15 protein-coding genes are annotated in these 18,536 nt (G+C 41.4%); 12 read left to right on the top strand and 3 right to left on the bottom strand.

The features are described 5' to 3' along the window. Positions 1-44: 44 nt before the first annotated feature. On the top strand, positions 45-407 hold the full coding sequence (locus tag Q4567_RS04735; protein ID WP_216049966.1) for a type IV pilin protein: 363 nt from the start codon (positions 45-47) through the stop codon (positions 405-407). Between the two features lie 337 nt (positions 408-744). On the opposite strand, the gene Q4567_RS04730 is transcribed toward Q4567_RS04735, so the two are convergent. From Q4567_RS04730 to rpsT, 3 genes are all read right to left on the bottom strand, one after another. Continuing rightward, complete coding sequence (locus tag Q4567_RS04730) at positions 745-2,463, bottom strand: lysophospholipid acyltransferase family protein (protein WP_216049967.1); 1,719 nt, start codon at positions 2,461-2,463, stop codon at positions 745-747. A gap of 108 nt (positions 2,464-2,571) precedes the next feature. Beyond that, a complete protein-coding gene (locus Q4567_RS04725; protein WP_216049968.1) occupies positions 2,572-3,372 on the bottom strand; it encodes a UDP-2,3-diacylglucosamine diphosphatase in 801 nt (266 codons plus the stop codon). A 296-nt stretch (positions 3,373-3,668) separates the two neighbouring features. Then, a complete protein-coding gene (gene rpsT / locus Q4567_RS04720) occupies positions 3,669-3,929 on the bottom strand; it encodes a 30S ribosomal protein S20 (RefSeq protein ID WP_216049969.1) in 261 nt (86 codons plus the stop codon). A gap of 212 nt (positions 3,930-4,141) precedes the next feature. On the opposite strand from rpsT, the gene murJ reads away from it, so the two are divergent. From murJ to Q4567_RS04665, 11 genes are all read left to right on the top strand, one after another. Beyond that, on the top strand, positions 4,142-5,710 hold the full coding sequence (gene murJ, locus Q4567_RS04715) for a murein biosynthesis integral membrane protein MurJ (RefSeq protein ID WP_216049970.1): 1,569 nt from the start codon (positions 4,142-4,144) through the stop codon (positions 5,708-5,710). A 186-nt stretch (positions 5,711-5,896) separates the two neighbouring features. Next, entirely contained in the window at positions 5,897-6,823 is a 927-nt protein-coding gene (gene ribF / locus Q4567_RS04710; RefSeq protein ID WP_216049971.1) for a bifunctional riboflavin kinase/FAD synthetase, read from the top strand. Between the two features lie 30 nt (positions 6,824-6,853). Then, a complete protein-coding gene (gene ileS, locus Q4567_RS04705) occupies positions 6,854-9,679 on the top strand; it encodes an isoleucine--tRNA ligase (RefSeq protein ID WP_216049972.1) in 2,826 nt (941 codons plus the stop codon). Further along, positions 9,672-10,184, top strand: a complete 513-nt coding sequence (gene lspA, locus Q4567_RS04700) for a signal peptidase II (RefSeq protein ID WP_216049973.1) — start codon at positions 9,672-9,674, stop codon at positions 10,182-10,184. Before ileS ends, lspA begins: the two co-directional genes overlap by 8 nt. After that, positions 10,171-10,602, top strand: a complete 432-nt coding sequence (gene fkpB / locus Q4567_RS04695) for an FKBP-type peptidyl-prolyl cis-trans isomerase (protein WP_216049974.1) — start codon at positions 10,171-10,173, stop codon at positions 10,600-10,602. Before lspA ends, fkpB begins: the two co-directional genes overlap by 14 nt. Before the next feature lie 11 nt (positions 10,603-10,613). Continuing rightward, on the top strand, positions 10,614-11,555 hold the full coding sequence (gene ispH / locus Q4567_RS04690) for a 4-hydroxy-3-methylbut-2-enyl diphosphate reductase (protein WP_216049975.1): 942 nt from the start codon (positions 10,614-10,616) through the stop codon (positions 11,553-11,555). Positions 11,556-11,888: 333 nt separating this feature from the next. Next, a complete protein-coding gene (gene pilV, locus Q4567_RS04685) occupies positions 11,889-12,524 on the top strand; it encodes a type IV pilus modification protein PilV (RefSeq protein WP_303499556.1) in 636 nt (211 codons plus the stop codon). Next, positions 12,521-13,390 carry a PilW family protein gene (locus tag Q4567_RS04680; RefSeq protein WP_216049977.1) on the top strand — a complete coding sequence of 290 codons (870 nt, stop codon included), beginning with the start codon at positions 12,521-12,523 and terminating at the stop codon, positions 13,388-13,390. The genes pilV and Q4567_RS04680 overlap by 4 nt, the downstream gene beginning before the upstream one ends. Next, the gene (locus Q4567_RS04675; RefSeq protein ID WP_216049978.1) at positions 13,387-13,953 is read left to right on the top strand and encodes a PilX N-terminal domain-containing pilus assembly protein; all 567 of its coding nucleotides are present in this window, start codon (positions 13,387-13,389) and stop codon (positions 13,951-13,953) included. Before Q4567_RS04680 ends, Q4567_RS04675 begins: the two co-directional genes overlap by 4 nt. Positions 13,954-13,966: 13 nt before the next feature. Then, a complete protein-coding gene (locus Q4567_RS04670) occupies positions 13,967-18,052 on the top strand; it encodes a PilC/PilY family type IV pilus protein (RefSeq protein ID WP_303499554.1) in 4,086 nt (1,361 codons plus the stop codon). 14 nt (positions 18,053-18,066) lie between these two features. Next, a complete protein-coding gene (locus tag Q4567_RS04665; RefSeq protein ID WP_216049980.1) occupies positions 18,067-18,534 on the top strand; it encodes a type IV pilin protein in 468 nt (155 codons plus the stop codon). The last annotated feature ends 2 nt before the right edge of the window (positions 18,535-18,536 follow it).

The following is an 18,536-nucleotide window of genomic DNA, read 5'->3' as shown; positions in this document are numbered from 1 at the left end:
GATATTGAGTATATGAAAATTTAAAAAAGATGGAGTACAGTTTTATGAGCAAAGGAGTTAGCTTAATCGAATTAATGATTACCTTGGCAATCATTGCCATTTTAGTGGCCATATCGGGTAATGTTTTTAGCGGAAATATCTTAAAATCACGGCGGCAGCAGGCGCAAAATCAGATGCTCGAAAGTACCCTTATGCAAGGGCAATTTCGAATTACTAATGGGCGTTATGCAAGTGTTGAAGAATTGGGCTTAGAAAATTCCGAACATTATATCTACTCCGCAGAAATAAAGGGCGGAGCAACCTTTACCCTATTTGCAAAAGCACAAAATAATCAAAAAAAAGACTCAACATGCAGCATCCTAAGCATTAATCAATCCATGCAGCGTGAGCCTAAGAAGTGCTGGTAAAAACACCTAGGTTAATGAGGATGAAATTGTTCAAAGTATCCACATTAAGATCAAATAGGTCGCAGCAATACCGATTGAAATCACTAGGATTTTAATAAATCCTTTTTTGCCGTCATCTAAACTGTAACCGTGGGTTTTTAGGTAGACTATCCAAATCAGGAATAGCGCAATGGGTATTAAAAATAAAAAGCGCAGCAATGTATTCCTCCTAACATCAGCGTAGAGCTGGCAAGTGGCTAAAGTAGCTCAGATGCTATCAACGATAATGCGATTCAACAGCAATAGTCAATGGTGAATCGTGAATATCCACTGGTTAGGCTTTTACTTGCATTCTAAGTTAGCTAGCTTTTTTAATATCCTGCTGCAGATAACGCTGTTGCTTTTTAGCTTTCATTTTGGAAATATCGCCCAAAACTAGCCCATCAATACAGTCGTTAAAGTCAGGATCGATATTAAAGTCCAAAAATTGCAGACCATTATCATCGTAAGTCTCAGAATATTGCTTATACAAAGTTGGTACAAGCATGCCCATATTCGCTAATAAGTGTTTTAACGTCGTGAAGTCTTGTTTGTAATTTTCACCAGTAAATGGTGAAGTGAGTTGTTCGCTCATCTCATAGGGTAGCTTTGAACTGGCCAGATGTTCCTGCGGTGGAAAATACAACTGATAAAACTGCACAATCATACTTTTTGCCGCGCTAGGATAAGAGTTACTTAAACTAACAGGACCGAATAAATAGCGGTATTGAGGATTTTTCTGGATAAAAGCGCCTATTCCGTACCACAAATAATCTAAGCTGCGTCTACCCCAATAGCGTGGTTGTACAAAACTTCGCCCCAGCTCTAAGCCGTGTTCAAAGTAGGGGGTCATGCTGTCTTGGTAATTAAACAAAGTACTTGAATAAAGTCCATCTATACCATATTTTTCGACAATTCTTTTTGCATCACCAATGCGGTAAGCTCCGGCAATTTCCAGATCATCTCTATCCCATAAGATCAGCTGTAAGTAATGATTGTCAAACTTATCAATATCTCTGCGCCTATTACTGCCTTCACCCACAGCACGAAAAGCCACCTCTCTAAGTCGTCCTATTTCACGCATAATCGGAGATGATTTAGCATATTGATATAAATAGATAAGCTTGCCATCACCGGTTTCACCCAATAACTCACATTCTGCTTTAATGGCTTTCGACAATGTTTTACGGTTCTCTGGTAGTGCGATGGCCGTTTGGGTTTTATAAACACCACGTTTACCTGACGCGATTTTATACAGGTGCTTTTTGAATAATTTGACATGTTGAGTGCGCGATAAGGTGTTGTGGTTGTATGACTCTACCGGCACTATTTCGCCTATTCGAATGGGTAAATGTTTGCGTTTTTGTTTGAACATTTCTTTGACCAATAACGCGGTAGCCAAAGGTTTGTATAACATGGAAACGCCGTAGAAAAGTGGTGAATTTTTGGCGTCAATAAAAGTTGGCAAGATGGGGGAGTTTGTAGAGCGAGCAATTTTCAAAAAACCTGAATTCCAGCGTGTGTCTCTAACGCCTTGAGGACGTAAACGTGAGACTTCGCCAGCAGGAAAAATCAGCACAGCCCCTTCTTGCTTAAGATGTTGATGAATATTTTGAAGATGCTCTTTAGGGGTGCCTCCATGCATGTTATTGACTGGCAGTAACATGTCTTGTAGTGGCTCTAAGGTCATCAACATCTGATTGGCAACGACTTTTACGTCGGGTCTTATTGCACATAATAATTTTAATAACGCTAAGGCGTCTAGCGAGCCGATAGGGTGGTTAGCAATCACCACAACCCGTCCTGAGCTTGGGATGCGTTCTTTTTCAATATCCCTAACGGAGTAACTAATATTAAAGTATTCCAGTACCTGCTCAATAAAATCAATGCCTTGGATATTTGGATAGGTCTGTCCAAATTCCAACATTTCTTTTTCATGAAGTAAGTGTCGTAAGGCGAATTGCAGCGGTTTCGAAAGCCAAGGGTTGTTTTCTGCTTGTGGGTAATGTTTTTTTATAACTTCTTCAACAGTGAACATATTCACACCTTAATGTGTCTGCATTTTGGCGGATGTTACGTTGCAAATATGACAATTTAACGCCACATTTCTTGCAAATTTGTGACGTTGCATTGTCTTGATATGCTTTTAGGCAGCTTGCGAATTTTTTGATTTCTCGTCAGTTTTTATCGGTATTACCTGAGCTTTTTCAGCTAATTGAGTCCAATACACCAGCTGTAATTGACCTTCTGCATTTTCCGTCAGCGCTGAACAGTTTTCTATCCAATCTCCATCATTGAAATAAGTAGCATCACGTTTTGTGCATATTTCTGGGTGATGAATATGACCGCAAACCACACCATCTAAGCCGCGACTAGTTGCTCGTTCACAACAGGCTTGTTTATATCTCTCAATGGCTAAACTGGCCCCTTTAATATGCTTTTTAATATGTCCCGCCAGTGACCAATAAGGTTTGCCACGCAGGGTTTGAATACGATTGAACCAACGGTTTATAAACAATAATAAGTCGTAAGCTTTATCGCCAATCCACGCATGGACTGGTCCGAAGCACACTTCTTGGTCAAATTGGTCGCCATGTAAAACCAATAGTTTTTTATGGTCCTGGGTGATGTGGATGGTGTCCCGCACTACTTTGATATGACCAAACTCCATGCCATTATATTTTTGCAATGGTTGGTCATGATTGCCTGGTAAGTAAATTACCTTGGTTTCAGTTTGGGATAATTGCCAAATTTTATGCAGAACCTGATTGTGGCTATCTGGCCAACGAAACTGCTTACTCATCGCCCACATATCAATAATGTCACCTACCAAATAAATGGTTTCGAATTGGTGGTTGCTCAGGAAGTCGAGTAGATATTCGGCTTTACAGTCTTTGCTACCTAAATGGATATCAGACAACCAAACCGTTCTATATTGTTTTTTCATGTGCGCACCATAAACGTGAAGTAGAAAGCAGAACAAATAAAACCCTTACTCTTCACCGAAGCTGTAAGGTAATTAAGTTTTGTTTATGGGGTTTGCAAGTTAACGGACGGTATTTACAAATTAGTGACGTTTATTTGAATAAATGATGACAGGCCAAGGAAAATTCGTTTGCCACGGCAGGCAGGCCTAAAGCTAATCAAATTGGCATTAAATTGACAGGATTCGTGGAGATATCAAATTGCAGGCATAAAAAAAGCGCCATAAGCGCTTTTTCTAATGTATTACTAAACGCGTAATTATAGAGCTTTGATCTGTGAAGCAAGACGGCTCTTATGACGAGCAGCTTTGTTTTTGTGGATCAAACCTTTGGTTGCCATACGGTCAAGCAAAGGAGTAGCTGTAGTGAAAGCAGCTGTAGCAGCTTCTTTATCACCAGCAGCAATAGCAGCGATTACTTTCTTAAGGTAAGTACGTACCATTGAACGACGGCTAGCGTTATGCTGGCGGCGTTTTTCTGCTTGGATTGCGCGTTTCTTAGCAGACTTAATGTTAGCCAATTTGAAACTCCCGAAAAAAATCTAGTCAAAATTCAAGGGCGCAGATTGTGCCTATTTGATAGGCCTTTGTCAAACAGTTTTAAAGGAATAATCGATATTTACATCAAGTATTCTAATTTACCTTGGATTCAGGGGAGAGTATAGACTCTGTTCTACTTTATCGCGCATAATAACCCCCTGTTTTTACCGGCTACGGTGTAAAGGAATCATTTTTGTCAAAAAAACTGCTTAAGTCCGGTGTCATTGTCTCATTTATGACGTTTTTGTCGCGCATACTTGGCCTAATACGTGATGTGGTGGTCGCCAACATGCTCGGTGCGGGCGCAGCCGCTGACGTTTTTTTAGTCGCGAATAAAATTCCCAATTTTTTACGTCGTTTATTCGCTGAAGGGGCGTTTGCTCAAGCCTTTATTCCGGTCTTATCTGAAGTGAAAAGTGAGGGTGATGAAGAGCATCTCAAGTTATTTATCGCAAAAGTTTCAGGTACCTTAGGTGTCATTGTAACCATAGTCACTCTTTTAGGGGTAATAGGTTCGCCAGTCGTGGCGGCGCTTTTTGGCGCAGGTTGGTTTGTTGATTATTTAAATGACGGCCCGCAAGGGGATAAATTCGAACCCTTTGCTTTAATGCTGAAAATTACCTTTCCGTATCTATTTTTTGTTTCGCTAACTGGTTTGTCTGGTGCCATATTAAATACGCTGAATAAATTTGCGGTTGCGGCGTTTACGCCTGTGCTGCTAAATGTGGCGATTATCAGTTGCGCACTGTATTTATCTCCGTATTTTGAAAATCCAGAGTTCGCGCTGGCCTGGGGTGTTTTTACAGGCGGAATGTTGCAATTACTATTTCAAATTCCATTTTTATATCGCGCTGGTGTGCTAGTTAAGCCCAAATGGGCTTGGTCCGATCCTAAAGTTCGTAAAGTAAGACGTTTGATGATCCCCGCGCTGTTCGGTGTATCTGTGAGTCAAATCAATCTACTTATCGATACTATGATTGCCACCACATTAATGACAGGTTCGGTTAGTTGGCTTTACTATTCCGATAGGTTATTGGAGTTTCCGTTAGGGCTTTTCGGTATTGCTATTGCTACTGTTATTCTACCAACCCTTTCAAAACAGTATGTGAGTCAAGATAGACAATCCTTTAGCAACAGTATGGACTGGGGAATAAAGGTTGTGTGTTTGCTTGGGGCGCCGGCAGCGGCTGGTTTATTTGTGCTGGCTGAACCTATGTTATTAACCATATTTTATGGCGGTGCTTTCACCGCGCAAGATGCCACTATGGCGTCTTATAGTTTAATGGCCTATTCCACTGGTTTATTGAGCTTTATGTTAGTGAAGGTACTGGCACCTGGCTTCTACTCTCGACAAGATCTCAAAACCCCTGTGCGTTACGGTATTTATTGCATGGTGGCTAACATATTTTTTAACATCGCATTAGCCATTCCTTATGGTTATGTCGGTCTTGCTATCGCAACGGCTATGTCGGCAACCATGAATGCAACACTTTTGTACGTGCAGTTACATCGTTTAGGGGTGTTTCAAATTACGGCTAATACTTGTGTGTTTTTGCTTAAAATACTAGCCGGTTGTGTGGTGATGGTGTCAGTCATACAATTTTTTAATGCTGATGTGACGATTTGGCAGAACATGGACACGCTTTCAAAAGCATACGAATTAGCCAAGCTAATAGTGTTTGGATTTTTATCCTTTGTAGTCACCTTACTGCTAGTTGGGGTTCGAACAAGCAGTTTCGTCGGTACCCATAAAGTTCAGTAAAACAATCAATCAGCGAATAAACCTAGATATTAAACCGATAAATTCCTTGGTTTTTGTGAGTTTTGTCCACTAATACCTACTTTTGCTAGTATATAACACCGATTGACTTTCTTTACTTGCACAGTTCGTTATAATTCCCGCCTTTGATCGAAGTGAAATAATTTAGTTATTGAATTGAGGAAAGCAGTGGAATTGATCCGAGGTTTACACAACATCCGCGAGGACCACAAAGGATGCGTGTTAACAATTGGCAAATTTGATGGTGTACATTTAGGTCATCAAGCCGTTTTGCGAAATTTGGTTCTACAGGCTAAAAATCTTGGGTTGCCTTCCACCGTTATGGTATTTGAACCTCAACCTGAAGAAGTTTTTACGCCTGAAGATGCGCCAGCGCGATTAAGTCGATTGCGGGATAAATTCGAACAACTTAGATTGGTTGGCGTTGATCGCCTGTTATGTATTAAGTTTGACCGAGAGTTTGCAAGCCAAACCGCTAATTATTTCATTAAACACCTGCTTGTTGAAAAGTTGGGTATCGAGTTTTTAGTGGTAGGCGATGATTTCCGCTTTGGCAAAGGGCGACAAGGTGATTTTACATTACTAGAGCAAAATGCCGACAAGTACGGATACAAAGTCGTTAGTACTCGGAGTTTTTTACGTAAAGATTGCCGTATTAGTTCTACTGAAATACGCACCGCTTTGGCAAATGGGGATATCTCAGAAGCAGAAGCGATGTTAGGCAGGCCTTTTGCGATTGCCGGTAAAGTGGTTCATGGTGAAAAACGTGGGAGAACAATAGGTTTCCCTACGGCAAATGTTTTGTTGAAACGATGTCAAACACCAATTCAAGGCGTGTTTGCCGTAAAAGTAAGATTAGATGGTGCTTACTTAAATGGCGTTGCTAATGTGGGGATCCGTCCTACAGTAAATGGTCAACGTTCTCAGCTTGAAGTTCATATGTTTGATTTTAATAAACAAATATATGGGCAGTTGATTCAAGTGGAATTTATTAAGAAGTTAAGAGACGAAATTAAGTTCGAGTCATTCGAACTATTGAAAAAACAAATAGAGTTCGATGCACAAATAGCTCGTGAGCTTTTGTGTGCTGATTAAAATAGATTTAAGAATTGGATTTTAGCCTCAATGAGCGATTATAAACATACGTTAAATTTACCCGAAACAGACTTCCCAATGCGCGGAAATTTGGCTAATCGGGAACCGCAAATGCTGAAGCAATGGACTCAGAAAAAACTTTACCATGCTATTCGCGATGCTAAAAAAGGCAAAACACCTTTTATTTTGCATGACGGCCCTCCATATGCGAATGGTGATATTCACATCGGTCATGCGGTAAATAAAATTCTTAAAGACGTTATTGTTAAATCTAAGACTCTATCTGACTTTGATGCGCCTTATGTGCCTGGGTGGGACTGTCATGGTCTGCCTATTGAACTACAAGTTGAAAAAAAGGTAGGCAAACCAGGTAAGAAGGTCACTGCAGCTGAATTCAGACAAAAATGTCGCGAGTATGCTGAACGTCAAATAGCCGGACAAAAAAGTGATTTTATTCGCCTTGGTGTTTTAGGCGAATGGGACAGACCCTATAAAACAATGGACTTTACCTCAGAGGCCGACATCATTCGGGCACTTGGCGGTATAGTGCGTTCAGGTCATATGGAAAAAGGCTTTAAACCTGTTCATTGGTGTACTGACTGTGGTTCGGCTCTAGCTGAAGCGGAAGTTGAATATCAAGACAAACAGTCACCTTCGATTGATGTGCGTTTTAGTGCGCAAGATCAAGACGCCATAGCAGAAGCCTTTAAACATCCAGAAAATCACGTGGGAGAAGGTCCCGTTTCAGTGGTTATCTGGACGACAACACCATGGACGTTACCTGCCAACAGAGCTGTTTGTGTGAGTCCGCAACTTGAGTATACCTTAGTGCAAGTTGAGGGTGATAAGCCTGAAAGATTGGTGATAGCGTCCGATTTGGTTAGTTCTTGTATGGACCGTTTTGGCATTGAACATTATCACGCGTTAGGTTATTGCCATGGTGATGCATTAGAAAATCAACATATATGGCATCCATTTTACGACTTTACGGTACCTATTATTTTAGGTGACCATGTTACCACTGAGTCCGGTACTGGTTGTGTACATACAGCGCCTGGTCATGGTGTCGACGATTTTAACGTTGGTGCAAAGTACGGTTTAGAAGTCGCTAATCCAGTGGGTGCAAACGGTGTATATTTGCCTGGCACTGAATTGTTTGAAGGCGAGCACGTACTAAAAGCTAACTCTCATATTGTTGATGTGTTAGTGGAGCGCAAAGCTTTGGTTCACCATCATGCTTATACGCATAGTTACCCTCATTGCTGGCGTCACAAAACGCCAATTATTTTCCGTGCAACTCCCCAATGGTTTATCAGCATGGACAAAAATGGGTTACGTCAACAATCTTTGGCCGAAATCGCGAAAACCCAATGGATACCAGAATGGGGGCAAAGCCGAATAGAGAGTATGGTCGAAGGACGTCCTGATTGGTGTATCTCACGCCAACGTACGTGGGGCGTGCCAATCGCTTTATTTGTTCATAAAGATACCGGTGAACTGCATCCAAATACCGATGAACTATTGGAAAAAGTAGCGAAGTTAGTTGAAAAAAGTGGGATCCAAGCTTGGTGGGACATCGACACTCAGGCGTTTTTGGGTGACGACGCAACAGAGTTTGTAAAAGTTCCAGATACCTTAGATGTATGGTTCGATTCAGGTGTCACTCATCACTTTGTGGTGGACAGTAGAGATGATATTCCTGCTTCAGCTGATTTATATCTTGAAGGCTCAGACCAACACCGCGGATGGTTTATGTCATCATTGATGACCAGTGTGGCTGAAAAAGGACATGCTCCATACAAGCAAGTGTTAACTCATGGCTTTACCGTTGATGGTGAAGGTAAGAAGATGTCAAAGTCTATCGGTAACACCGTCGCTCCACAGGAAGTGATTAATAAATTAGGCGCGGACATTTTGCGCTTGTGGGTTGCCTCTACCGATTATCGCAGTGAAATTGCAGTATCGGATGAAATTTTAAAACGTTCAGCGGATTCCTATCGCCGTATACGTAATACCGCGAGATTCCTTCTAGCTAACTTGAATGGCTTTAATCCGGAAACAGATTTAGTGCCTTTTGATGAGTTGGTTGAACTGGATAAATGGGCGGTTGGACGTGCTGCAGAAATTCAAAATGACATTATTCAAGCTTACGAAAAGTATGATTTATTGGTTGTAAGCCAAAAAATGATGCAGTTTTGTTCGATTGAATTAGGTAGTTTCTACTTAGATATCATTAAAGACCGTCAGTACACTGCTAAGGCAGATGGACATGCTAGACGTTCTTGTCAAACCGCGTTGTACCACATTGTTGAAGCATTAGTACGCTGGATGGCACCCATTACTAGCTTTACTGCACAAGAGCTGTGGCAGGAAATGCCAGGTAAACGTGACGAATTCGTGTTTACTGGTACTTGGTACGATGGTTTACCGAAACAATCTAGCGCTGGTAGCTTCGATAATGCTTTTTGGTTACAGGTACTTGCAGTCAAAGAGCAGGTAAATAGAGCTTTAGAGCAACAGCGAAAAGAGGGTAAATTAGGTGCTTCACTTGAAGCTCAAGTGACCCTGTATGCAGGCAAAGAATTAGCCGCTAAGCTTTTACAATTGCAAGATGAATTGCGTTTTGTGTTGATTACCTCCACAGCGAAAGTAGTCGAAGCTTCAACTAAGCCTGACAACGCAATTGGCACTGAAATCGCCGATTTATGGTTGGAGATTGTAAAATCAGAGGATGCCAAGTGTGTTCGCTGTTGGCACCATCGAGCAGATGTAGGTACTGACCAAACTCATCCTGAGTTGTGTCATCGTTGCGTAGACAATGTAGAAGGTGCTGGTGAGTCGAGACAATATGCTTAATTTATTCTCTCAAACCGGATTACGTTTTTTATGGCTTACTGTTTTAACCTTAGTGCTAGATCAGTGGAGTAAGCATGCAGTGCTAGCTGCAATGGAGTTGTATCAATCCATTCAAATTACTCCTTTTTTCAATCTAACTCATACACGTAATTATGGCGCAGCATTTAGTTTTCTCAATGATGCAAGTGGCTGGCAAAGATGGATGTTCACTGGCATAGCGATAGCCGTAAGTGTGGTAATTTTGCGTTGGTTAAAAGGTGCCAAAAAACATCAAATTATGTTGCCCGTTGCATTTTGTTTAATTCTAGGTGGTGCACTTGGCAATGTTTACGATCGTATTATGTATGGTTACGTAGTCGACTTTTTACATGTTTATTATCAACAGTATGAGTGGCCGGTATTTAATGTCGCTGATAGCGCGATTTGTTTGGGCGCATTTTTACTAATTGTTGATATGTTTAAGAATAAAGAAAAAGATGGAGAAACAGATAATGCTGGAAATTAATCAATCCAGTGAGGTGCTAATGCATTTTGATCTTAAATTGTCTGATGGCTCAGCTGCAGATAGCACTCGGGTGAATAATAAACCTGCTAAGCTGCAAATGGGTGATGGCAGTTTGACTGCTAATTTTGAATCCTGCTTATTGGGTTTGAAAGAAGGTGATAAAAAGGCATTTACCTTACAAGCGGATGAAGCCTTTGGCATGCCTAATCCTGATAATATTCACCATATGGATAAATCTCGTTTTTCTGCTGAGACTCCTATTGAAGTGGGCGCTATCATTGCTTTTAGTCAGCCAGATGGCAGTGAAATTCCGGGAATTATTCGCGATGTCGCTGGAGACTCAGTAACTGTCGATTTTAATCACCCATTGGCCGGTCAAACGGTAATTTTTGATGTGGAGATTCTTAGCGTAAGCTAAGTGTGTAACTTATGCAGATTCATTTAGCCAATCCAAGAGGTTTCTGTGCCGGTGTTGACCGCGCGATCACTATCGTTGAAAGAGCGTTAGAAATCTTTGCGCCGCCAATATATGTACGCCATGAGGTCGTCCATAATAAATTTGTGGTCGATGGATTGAAACAACGTGGTGCCAAGTTTGTTGATGAATTAAATGAAGTTCCCGATGATAGTATCGTTATTTTCTCTGCTCATGGTGTATCTCAAGCGGTGCGCAATGAAGCGGATAAACGCGGTTTAAAAGTGTTTGACGCAACTTGTCCACTGGTTACCAAAGTACACATGGAAGTCATGCGCGCTAGTAAAAAAGGCACTGAATGTATCCTAATAGGTCACCAAGGACACCCTGAAGTTGAGGGGACTATGGGGCAGTACAATAACGATGCTGGTGGAATTTATCTGGTGGAGTCGGTGGATGACGTTGCCAATGTGCCAGTGAAGAACCCTCAAAAGTTGTATTACTGCAGTCAAACAACACTTTCAGTTGATGATACAGCGGATGTGATTGATGCCCTTCGGGAAAAGTTTCCTGCCATCGAAGGCCCGCGCAAAGACGATATTTGTTATGCCACTCAAAATCGACAAGATGCGGTCAGAGAGCTATCGGCAGACTGTGATGTATTGCTTGTTGTTGGTGCGCAAAATAGTTCTAATTCAAACCGCCTTCGTGAACTTGCTGAAAAAATCGGCGCACAAGCACATTTAATCGACAGTGCTGAATGCATTCAAAAAGAATGGCTCGATGGCGCTAAAAATATCGGCGTAACCGCAGGTGCTTCCGCGCCTGAAGTTTTAGTTAAGGAAGTTATCGATAAACTTCTTAGTTGGGGCGCTAAACAAGCACACGAACGTCCTGGTCGTGAAGAAAATATAGAGTTTGCTGTACCTAAAGAGCTCAGAGTACGTCAAATATAATTTCTGTTTTAAGCGCCAATTTGCTTTTCGGTTGGGCAACTATTTTAATTTTTCCTTTTTATTAAGGTATTGAAAAGCATAACGAAGGCAGCCTTAATTTTTCTTAATATGGCTGTCTTTGTTGAATACCTCCGCTTTATAACGCTCTCAAAATTATACTTTACTACCTCATTTTCATACCTAAGCCGTACTTACGATAACCAAAACTTGTGTCAAATAGGCTAAATTTACTACCATCAAGCAAGTCTTTCCTTAGGAAGCAAGGTTACTGGCTATACTAGGTGCTGCAGATAACTTAAATTCGGCAAGATAAACGAGAATTGAGGAATGGGTGTGATCAATAGCAAAACTAATCAACAGATTTATTTGCGTCAACATGGCGTAGGTATGATTGAAGTGTTAGTGACGCTATTTATATTGTCAATTGGCATACTGGGTGTGGCTTCTTTGCAGTTTATCAGTTCTTTTTCTAATTCTGACGCGTTAAACCGTTCACAATCGGTAATGGTTGCTCAGCAACTAAGTGAGAGGCTCAGAGCCAGTGCTAGAATGTCTCTAATTGGTGATGGTTTGGTGGTTGATGAAAACTACTTTGATAGCGATGTGTATAATTTTAATAACCTTTCATGTGCTAGTACAGCTTCGGATTATAACTGTTTCTGTTTAACTAAACCGGCGGCGATACCTGATTGTGCGGGTGGACAATGTTCTGCGGCTCAATTTGCTGTTTATGATGGTTACGAAGCATCTTGTTCGGCGGTGTCATCGAATCCATCGGTAACCTTGGCAGTTAGTTGTCAAGATAACAATGCTCTTGATGGCGAGGCGTGCAGCACAGGTTCAAGAGTGAGCATTCTTTTATCTTGGCCGGTGGAAAATTGGAAAAATATTGATCGAACCTTAAATGACGAGTGTGAATCGGAAGATGATGAAGCTCGTGATTGCGTTAAGTTGGATGTGCTGTTATGAGGGCATTTAATCGTTCTCAAGGTGGTTTTAGTTTAGTCGAAATTATGATCACCTTGGCGCTTGGACTACTGATTACCGGCGCCATTATTCAAGTTTTAGTCAGCAACAGTTTGACTGAACGTTTGAACCGTTCTTTGTCGTCTACCCAAGAAAGTGGACGCTTTATTATTACCCGTTTGCGTAACGAACTTCTAATGTCGGGTTTATACGACATCTTAGACCCCGCATTAAATACCGATCAAGATATTGTCTTAGAAAGTGCATTTGTTAGAAACCACCCCGTTATTCTGCCTGGGGATTTTGCTGCTTTTGATGATGTTGGTTCTGCCCAAGGGGCGTCAGGAGCGAGTGACAAAGTAGCTGTAGCAATGCAAGGGAAGACGGATTGTCGTGGTTATAAATTAGGATATGCCGATGATGAAGAGTTTTTCGTTGTTAACGAATATTTTGTTGATGGTAAAACCCTAAAGTGCAGGGGATTTGATGGACGTGTGTTACGGGGACAAAAAGTGGCCGTAGGACACGATGGACATTCCCCAGTGATCCTACTGGATGAAGTCGAAAGCTTTCAAGTTCAATACGGTTACACCAATAATTTGTTAACTGGCGACAACTCTGCGCGGCCAGTAAGTTACGTTACTGCCGACCAACTGCCTGCAATTTTAGCTGATAATGGTCAAGTTGTGGCTATTCGAATTGCTGTATTGATTAAAGGTGACGCTGAAGTGTTTTTAAATTCAGTGCCGAGTTTCAAATTATTAAATGAGACAGCCATTTCTCCTAGCGAGAATCGTCTGTTTAAATTGTTTGAAACCACAATTACGTTACGAAATGCAAAGAACCTAATGCGAAGTATAAAAGTATGAAACAACATGGTTTAGTTATGGTATTTGCACTATTGGTGTTAATGAGCTTAACCGTTCTTGGTGTGGCTTCAGTATCCAGTAGTTTAATGCAAAACAAAATGGCGGTATCAATGGAGAAACAATCTTTAGCTTTTGATGCAGCAGAATCTGCAATTGCTGGGGTGGTGTTCGAATCTGAAGATGAAGTGTTACTTTCTGATCCTGATAAACTTGATCCCTTATCTCAAGCCAGAATGGGAGACGCTGTGGATTTGGTTAATGATGACATGAGTTGTTTCAATGACGACGATTGGACAAACCGCGCAGTCACCGCCGCCAATGGGCTGACTACTAATACTGTTCATGTTGCTGAAGGTCTATACGATGATAATCCGGCCATTTCCAGTTGGTCTAGAACAGCCTTTATTGCAGAACGTGCGTGTTTAGGATCGAGCAATGTTATTGGTGGCAGTAACATTAATTGTCATGTTTTTATCATTAAAGGTTGCGGAAGGATGGAAGGATCCAAGTTTGCTGTGGCTAATACGTTAAGTGCATCCGTTTTTGCGCCAGCGTCACAATAGCGAGGTTGTATTTATGTCTATTAAAAAAGCGCTGCATTCTGGTTTAGCTTGCATATTGTCGAGCATGATTATGTTTTCAGCATTTGCTGATGATTTAGAAATTTATTTAGGCAGTTCTGATGCTGCTGTTGAATATTATCCCAACGTACTGTTCATTATGGATACCTCAGGCAGTATGGACTCAAAGGATGGTACAGATGAAACGCGGATGTTGCGGGTTCAAAATGCGTTAAAAGAGACCTTAGGCTCGGTAACCAATATTAATGCAGGTTTAATGCGCTTTTCCGATTACGGTGGCCCCGTACTCTATCCAGTGAGCCAAATAGACTCCAGTGTTTTACCGGTGCTAACCAAAACGATAATTGAGGGCAATGATGACGCCTATGAAATACTGGGTAGTGTAAACCGGACTAGTTCTGAAATCCGGCTTTCATATGGAACTGAGGTGGTTAGCAGTGGTTTTCGTTTTCAAGAGCTCAATATTCCTCAAGGCGCGACTATTACCAACGCTTATTTGCGTTTTACCTCAGCACAGCTAAATACTTCAGCTACTACTTTTAAAATACGCGCGGAAAGGGTCCCTGATGCTACTGCTTTTAATAGTAATAGTTTCGATATTTCCACCCGTACTTTAACTTCAAATGAGGTCGATTGGAGTAGCGACAATAGTTGGCCATTGGCCGGCCAAACCATATCTTCACCAGATATAACCAACGTAATACAAGAAGTGATTGATCAAACTACGTGGTGTGGTCAAAACGACTTAAATGTCATTATTGAAGGCTCAAGTGTGGATAGTTCAAGTAACCGAAAAATCGAATCCTTTGAAGATGGTTCGGGCTCGGGCGTGCAACTGGTGGTCGCCTATGACAGTTCTTCATCACCCGGCTGCGTGAGAGGCTCGAGTACTTATCAAGTTGCTTCTAACGATGATAATGCTGAAGAACGCACTAATGGTTATGAATCTACGGGGACAGAGTTAACTTTCAATCCGTCTTATAACGCTTATGTAGGTATGCGATTTAGAAGCTTAGCACTACCACAAAATGCAATAATCACTAACGCTTATATTCGTTTTACAGCATATCAAAACCGCACAGGCAGTGGTGCCTCTTTTGTTATTAAAGGTATTAATCAAGCCGACCCTGGTAACTTTAAATATTATTCAAGGTATCGCTTGCGAAACGACCCTAAAACTTCGGCGTCTGTGACCTGGGGAAGCATTCCAAGTTGGTACAAGAACTACACTTATGAAACCCCAGACTTGTCTTCTATTGTGCAGGAGTTAGTTAATCGAGGGGATTGGGAGTCGGGGAATGATATGTCCTTTGTGGTGTCTGATATCACCGGTGTTAGAGGTGCCTACTCATATAATGGTAAACCCTCTGCAGCTCCCGTTTTAGTGGTTGAATATGAAGGGTTATCTACACCAGGAAGTACCTCAACGGTAAGAGAGCACTTGATTGGTAAAGTGGATGAATTAACCGCAAATGGTTATACCCCCATAGTTGATACATTATTAGAGGCTACAAATTATTACGGTGGTCGAGCGGTAGATTATGGCTTACAACGTGGTCCTAGTTCAGTGTCATCTTCTGTGCGCAGAAGCACTCGTGTCAGTCACCGGTTGTCTTATATCGGCGATAATTCAGTGCTTCCATATGGATGTACTGAAGATAATTTAAGTTCTAGCTATTGTGTTGGTGAGTACATACCTTCAGGTGCGGTATACGATACGCCGATTCAAGATCAGCAATGTCAGACCAATAACCATATTGTTTTACTCTCTGATGGTGAAGCAAACTACAATCACAGCGAGTCAAAAATTGAGGCTTTGCTAGGGAAAAATTGCTCCGGAAGTGGTGGTGAGAAATGCGGTGTAGATTTGGTCAAAAATATCGGTGATTTGGGTGACTCTGTCATCGATACTCGAATTATCACACACACCATTGGGTTTGCCACCAGCAGCAGTGCCAGTGCTTTTTTAAACCAACTCGCTATCAATGGTGGCGGAGGTTTCTATGAAGCCGATAATTCCGCTGATTTAGTTACCGCTTTCTCATCAATTTTAAAAACGGTTAAAGATGTTAATACGACCTTCGTGTCTCCTGGTGTTGCGGTTAACCAGCTAAATCGCTTGACCCACAATGATGAGCTTTATTTTGCTTTATTTAAACCTTCAGAAGGCGCTATATGGCCTGGAAACTTGAAACGTTATCGCATCGACGGTGATCAAGTTTTAGATCAAAATGGTATAGAGGCAGTAGATGAAGGTACTGGTTTCTTTTCTGAAAATGCGCATAGCTACTGGTCTGTATTAGCCGATGGTAATGACGTTAGAGAAGGTGGTGCGGCAAGCAGAATGAATCTGACGCGCAATATATATGCGTTTGAAGGTACCGGTTCTATAGCCGTTGATGCGAATCAAATACATGAAAGTAATTCTAATATTAGTAAAGATGACTTAGCTATTTCAGCCTTACCTGATGCGGATGAACTGCGTACGGATATTCTTAAATGGGTACGCGGCGTAGATGTTAGAGATGAAGATGGGGACGGCGACTACACTGATATTCGCTTGGCTATGGGAGACCCGATTCATTCTCAGCCTATTATCGTTAATTATTCATCCACAGATAGTGCAATTTTAGTCGCTACTAACCACGGTTTATTGCATTCATTTGATCCAAGTTCGGGCAGTGAAAACTTTGCGGTTATGCCCAAAGAGCTGTTAACTAATCAGTATGATTTATATAAAGACGGCTCATCTTATAATCATATTTATGGTTTAGATGGCGATATGGTCTTACGCAATGTTGACGACAGTATTTATCTTTATGTAGGAATGCGCAGAGGTGGTCGCAATTATTATGCATTCGATATTACCAATAAAACCCAACCTGCACTGAAATTTGAAATTAGTGGTGGTAGCACTGGCTTTGAAAAGTTAGGACAAAGTTGGTCAAGGCCTACTGTTACTAAAGTGAAAATAGGTTCTACCACTAAAGATGTTTTAATTTTTGCTGGTGGCTATGATGAGTCGCAAGACGATAAAGAAATTCGCAGTGCTGATTCTGTTGGTAACGCGGTCTATATGGTAGACGCTGATACTGGCAGTTTGATTTGGAGTGCGAGTAATGCTGATGCAGATCTAGTGCTTACTGATATGCAGTACAGTATTCCTGCTCGAGTATCTGTGATTGACAGGGAAGGGGATGGTGTTGCAGATCATATGTATGTTGCTGATATGGGCGGTCAACTGTTCAGACTAGATATACATAATGGTAGTGGTGTAAGCGAGCTTGTAACTGGAGCTGTAATGGCCAAATTTGGTGGCGATGCAGCGGCTGATAATAGACGCTTCTTTTATGGTCCTGATGTGTCAGAAATCAACCTCGGTAATGATCACTTTTACGCTGTGGCTGTTGGTTCAGGCTTTCGAGCTAAACCGCTAAATAGTGTAATTCAGGATCACTTTTACATGATTAAAGACGAAGGTGTTTTTAATCTTGATGAAGATGGTAATTATACCTTACCAGCAACACCCTATCTGATTTCAGATTTATTTGATGCCACTGCTCATACATTGACCTCTAGCGATGATACCGTTAAGGAAATTGCAACATCAGAGTTCGCCAGTAAACACGGTTGGTATTTAACCCTAGGAGCTGGTGGTGAAAAGGTATTAGCCTCGCCACTAATTATTGATTATAAGTTGTTTTTCACCACCTACTTACCCGCGTCAGCAAGTGATAGCGCCTGTGCACCTCCCACAGGGAACAGTCGTGCTTATCTAGTTAATCTAGTCAATGCTAACGCAGTAACTGATTTGAATTATGATGACGACTTGTCCAATGAAGACAGATATGCACAACTGCAACAAACGGGTATCGCGCCTGAGACTAAAATTCTAATAGAAGATATTACGACACCTGTGGTGTGTTTAGGTACTGAATGTACTTCAGCAGTGATTGACGTTGATGAGGATGGAGACCCAATAGCATGTGGTACCGCATTTGAGTGTTTAGCTGAAAATATTTATGGACGTTTCGAACGAGTGTTGAAAAACAGTTGGAAAACTGAAGTTGAAAGAGAGTGACAAGAGGAATGATGATGCAACGTAATTTAAATCAGGGTTTTACGTTAATTGAGTTGATGATAGTAGTTGCCATAATTGGCATTATCACCAGTATTGCTTATCCAAGTTATCAAGGTTTTTTAAAAACCAGCAACAGAGGTGCTGCCCAGTCTGATTTAATGGCTTTAGCCGCAGCTATGGAGCGCCATAAAGCGTCGACCTATAGTTATAAAGGAGCTGCTGAATCTGCTGCGGATACGGGGAAACCAGCTATATTTCATGATTATTCTCCATCATCTGAACCAGCAGCCAACAAAAAGTATAACCTAACTATTGAAAGCGTTTCGACGTCGGGAAACAGTTATATGATAACCGCAACACCTGTGTCTGGCACTTCTCAAGCCGGTGATGGCAATATTTATTTCTACAGTGACGGAAGAAAAGCCTGGGATAAAGACAATAGTAGCTCTTTATCATCCAGTGAATATTGTTGGGGTTGTTAGTT

Origin of the sequence: Aliiglaciecola sp. 2_MG-2023 (assembly GCF_030548145.1) — a bacterium.
Taxonomy (GTDB): Bacteria; Pseudomonadota; Gammaproteobacteria; order Enterobacterales; family Alteromonadaceae; genus Aliiglaciecola; species Aliiglaciecola lipolytica_A.
Note: the sequence above shows the minus strand (reverse complement) of the source record. Positions and strands in the feature narration are given on the sequence as shown.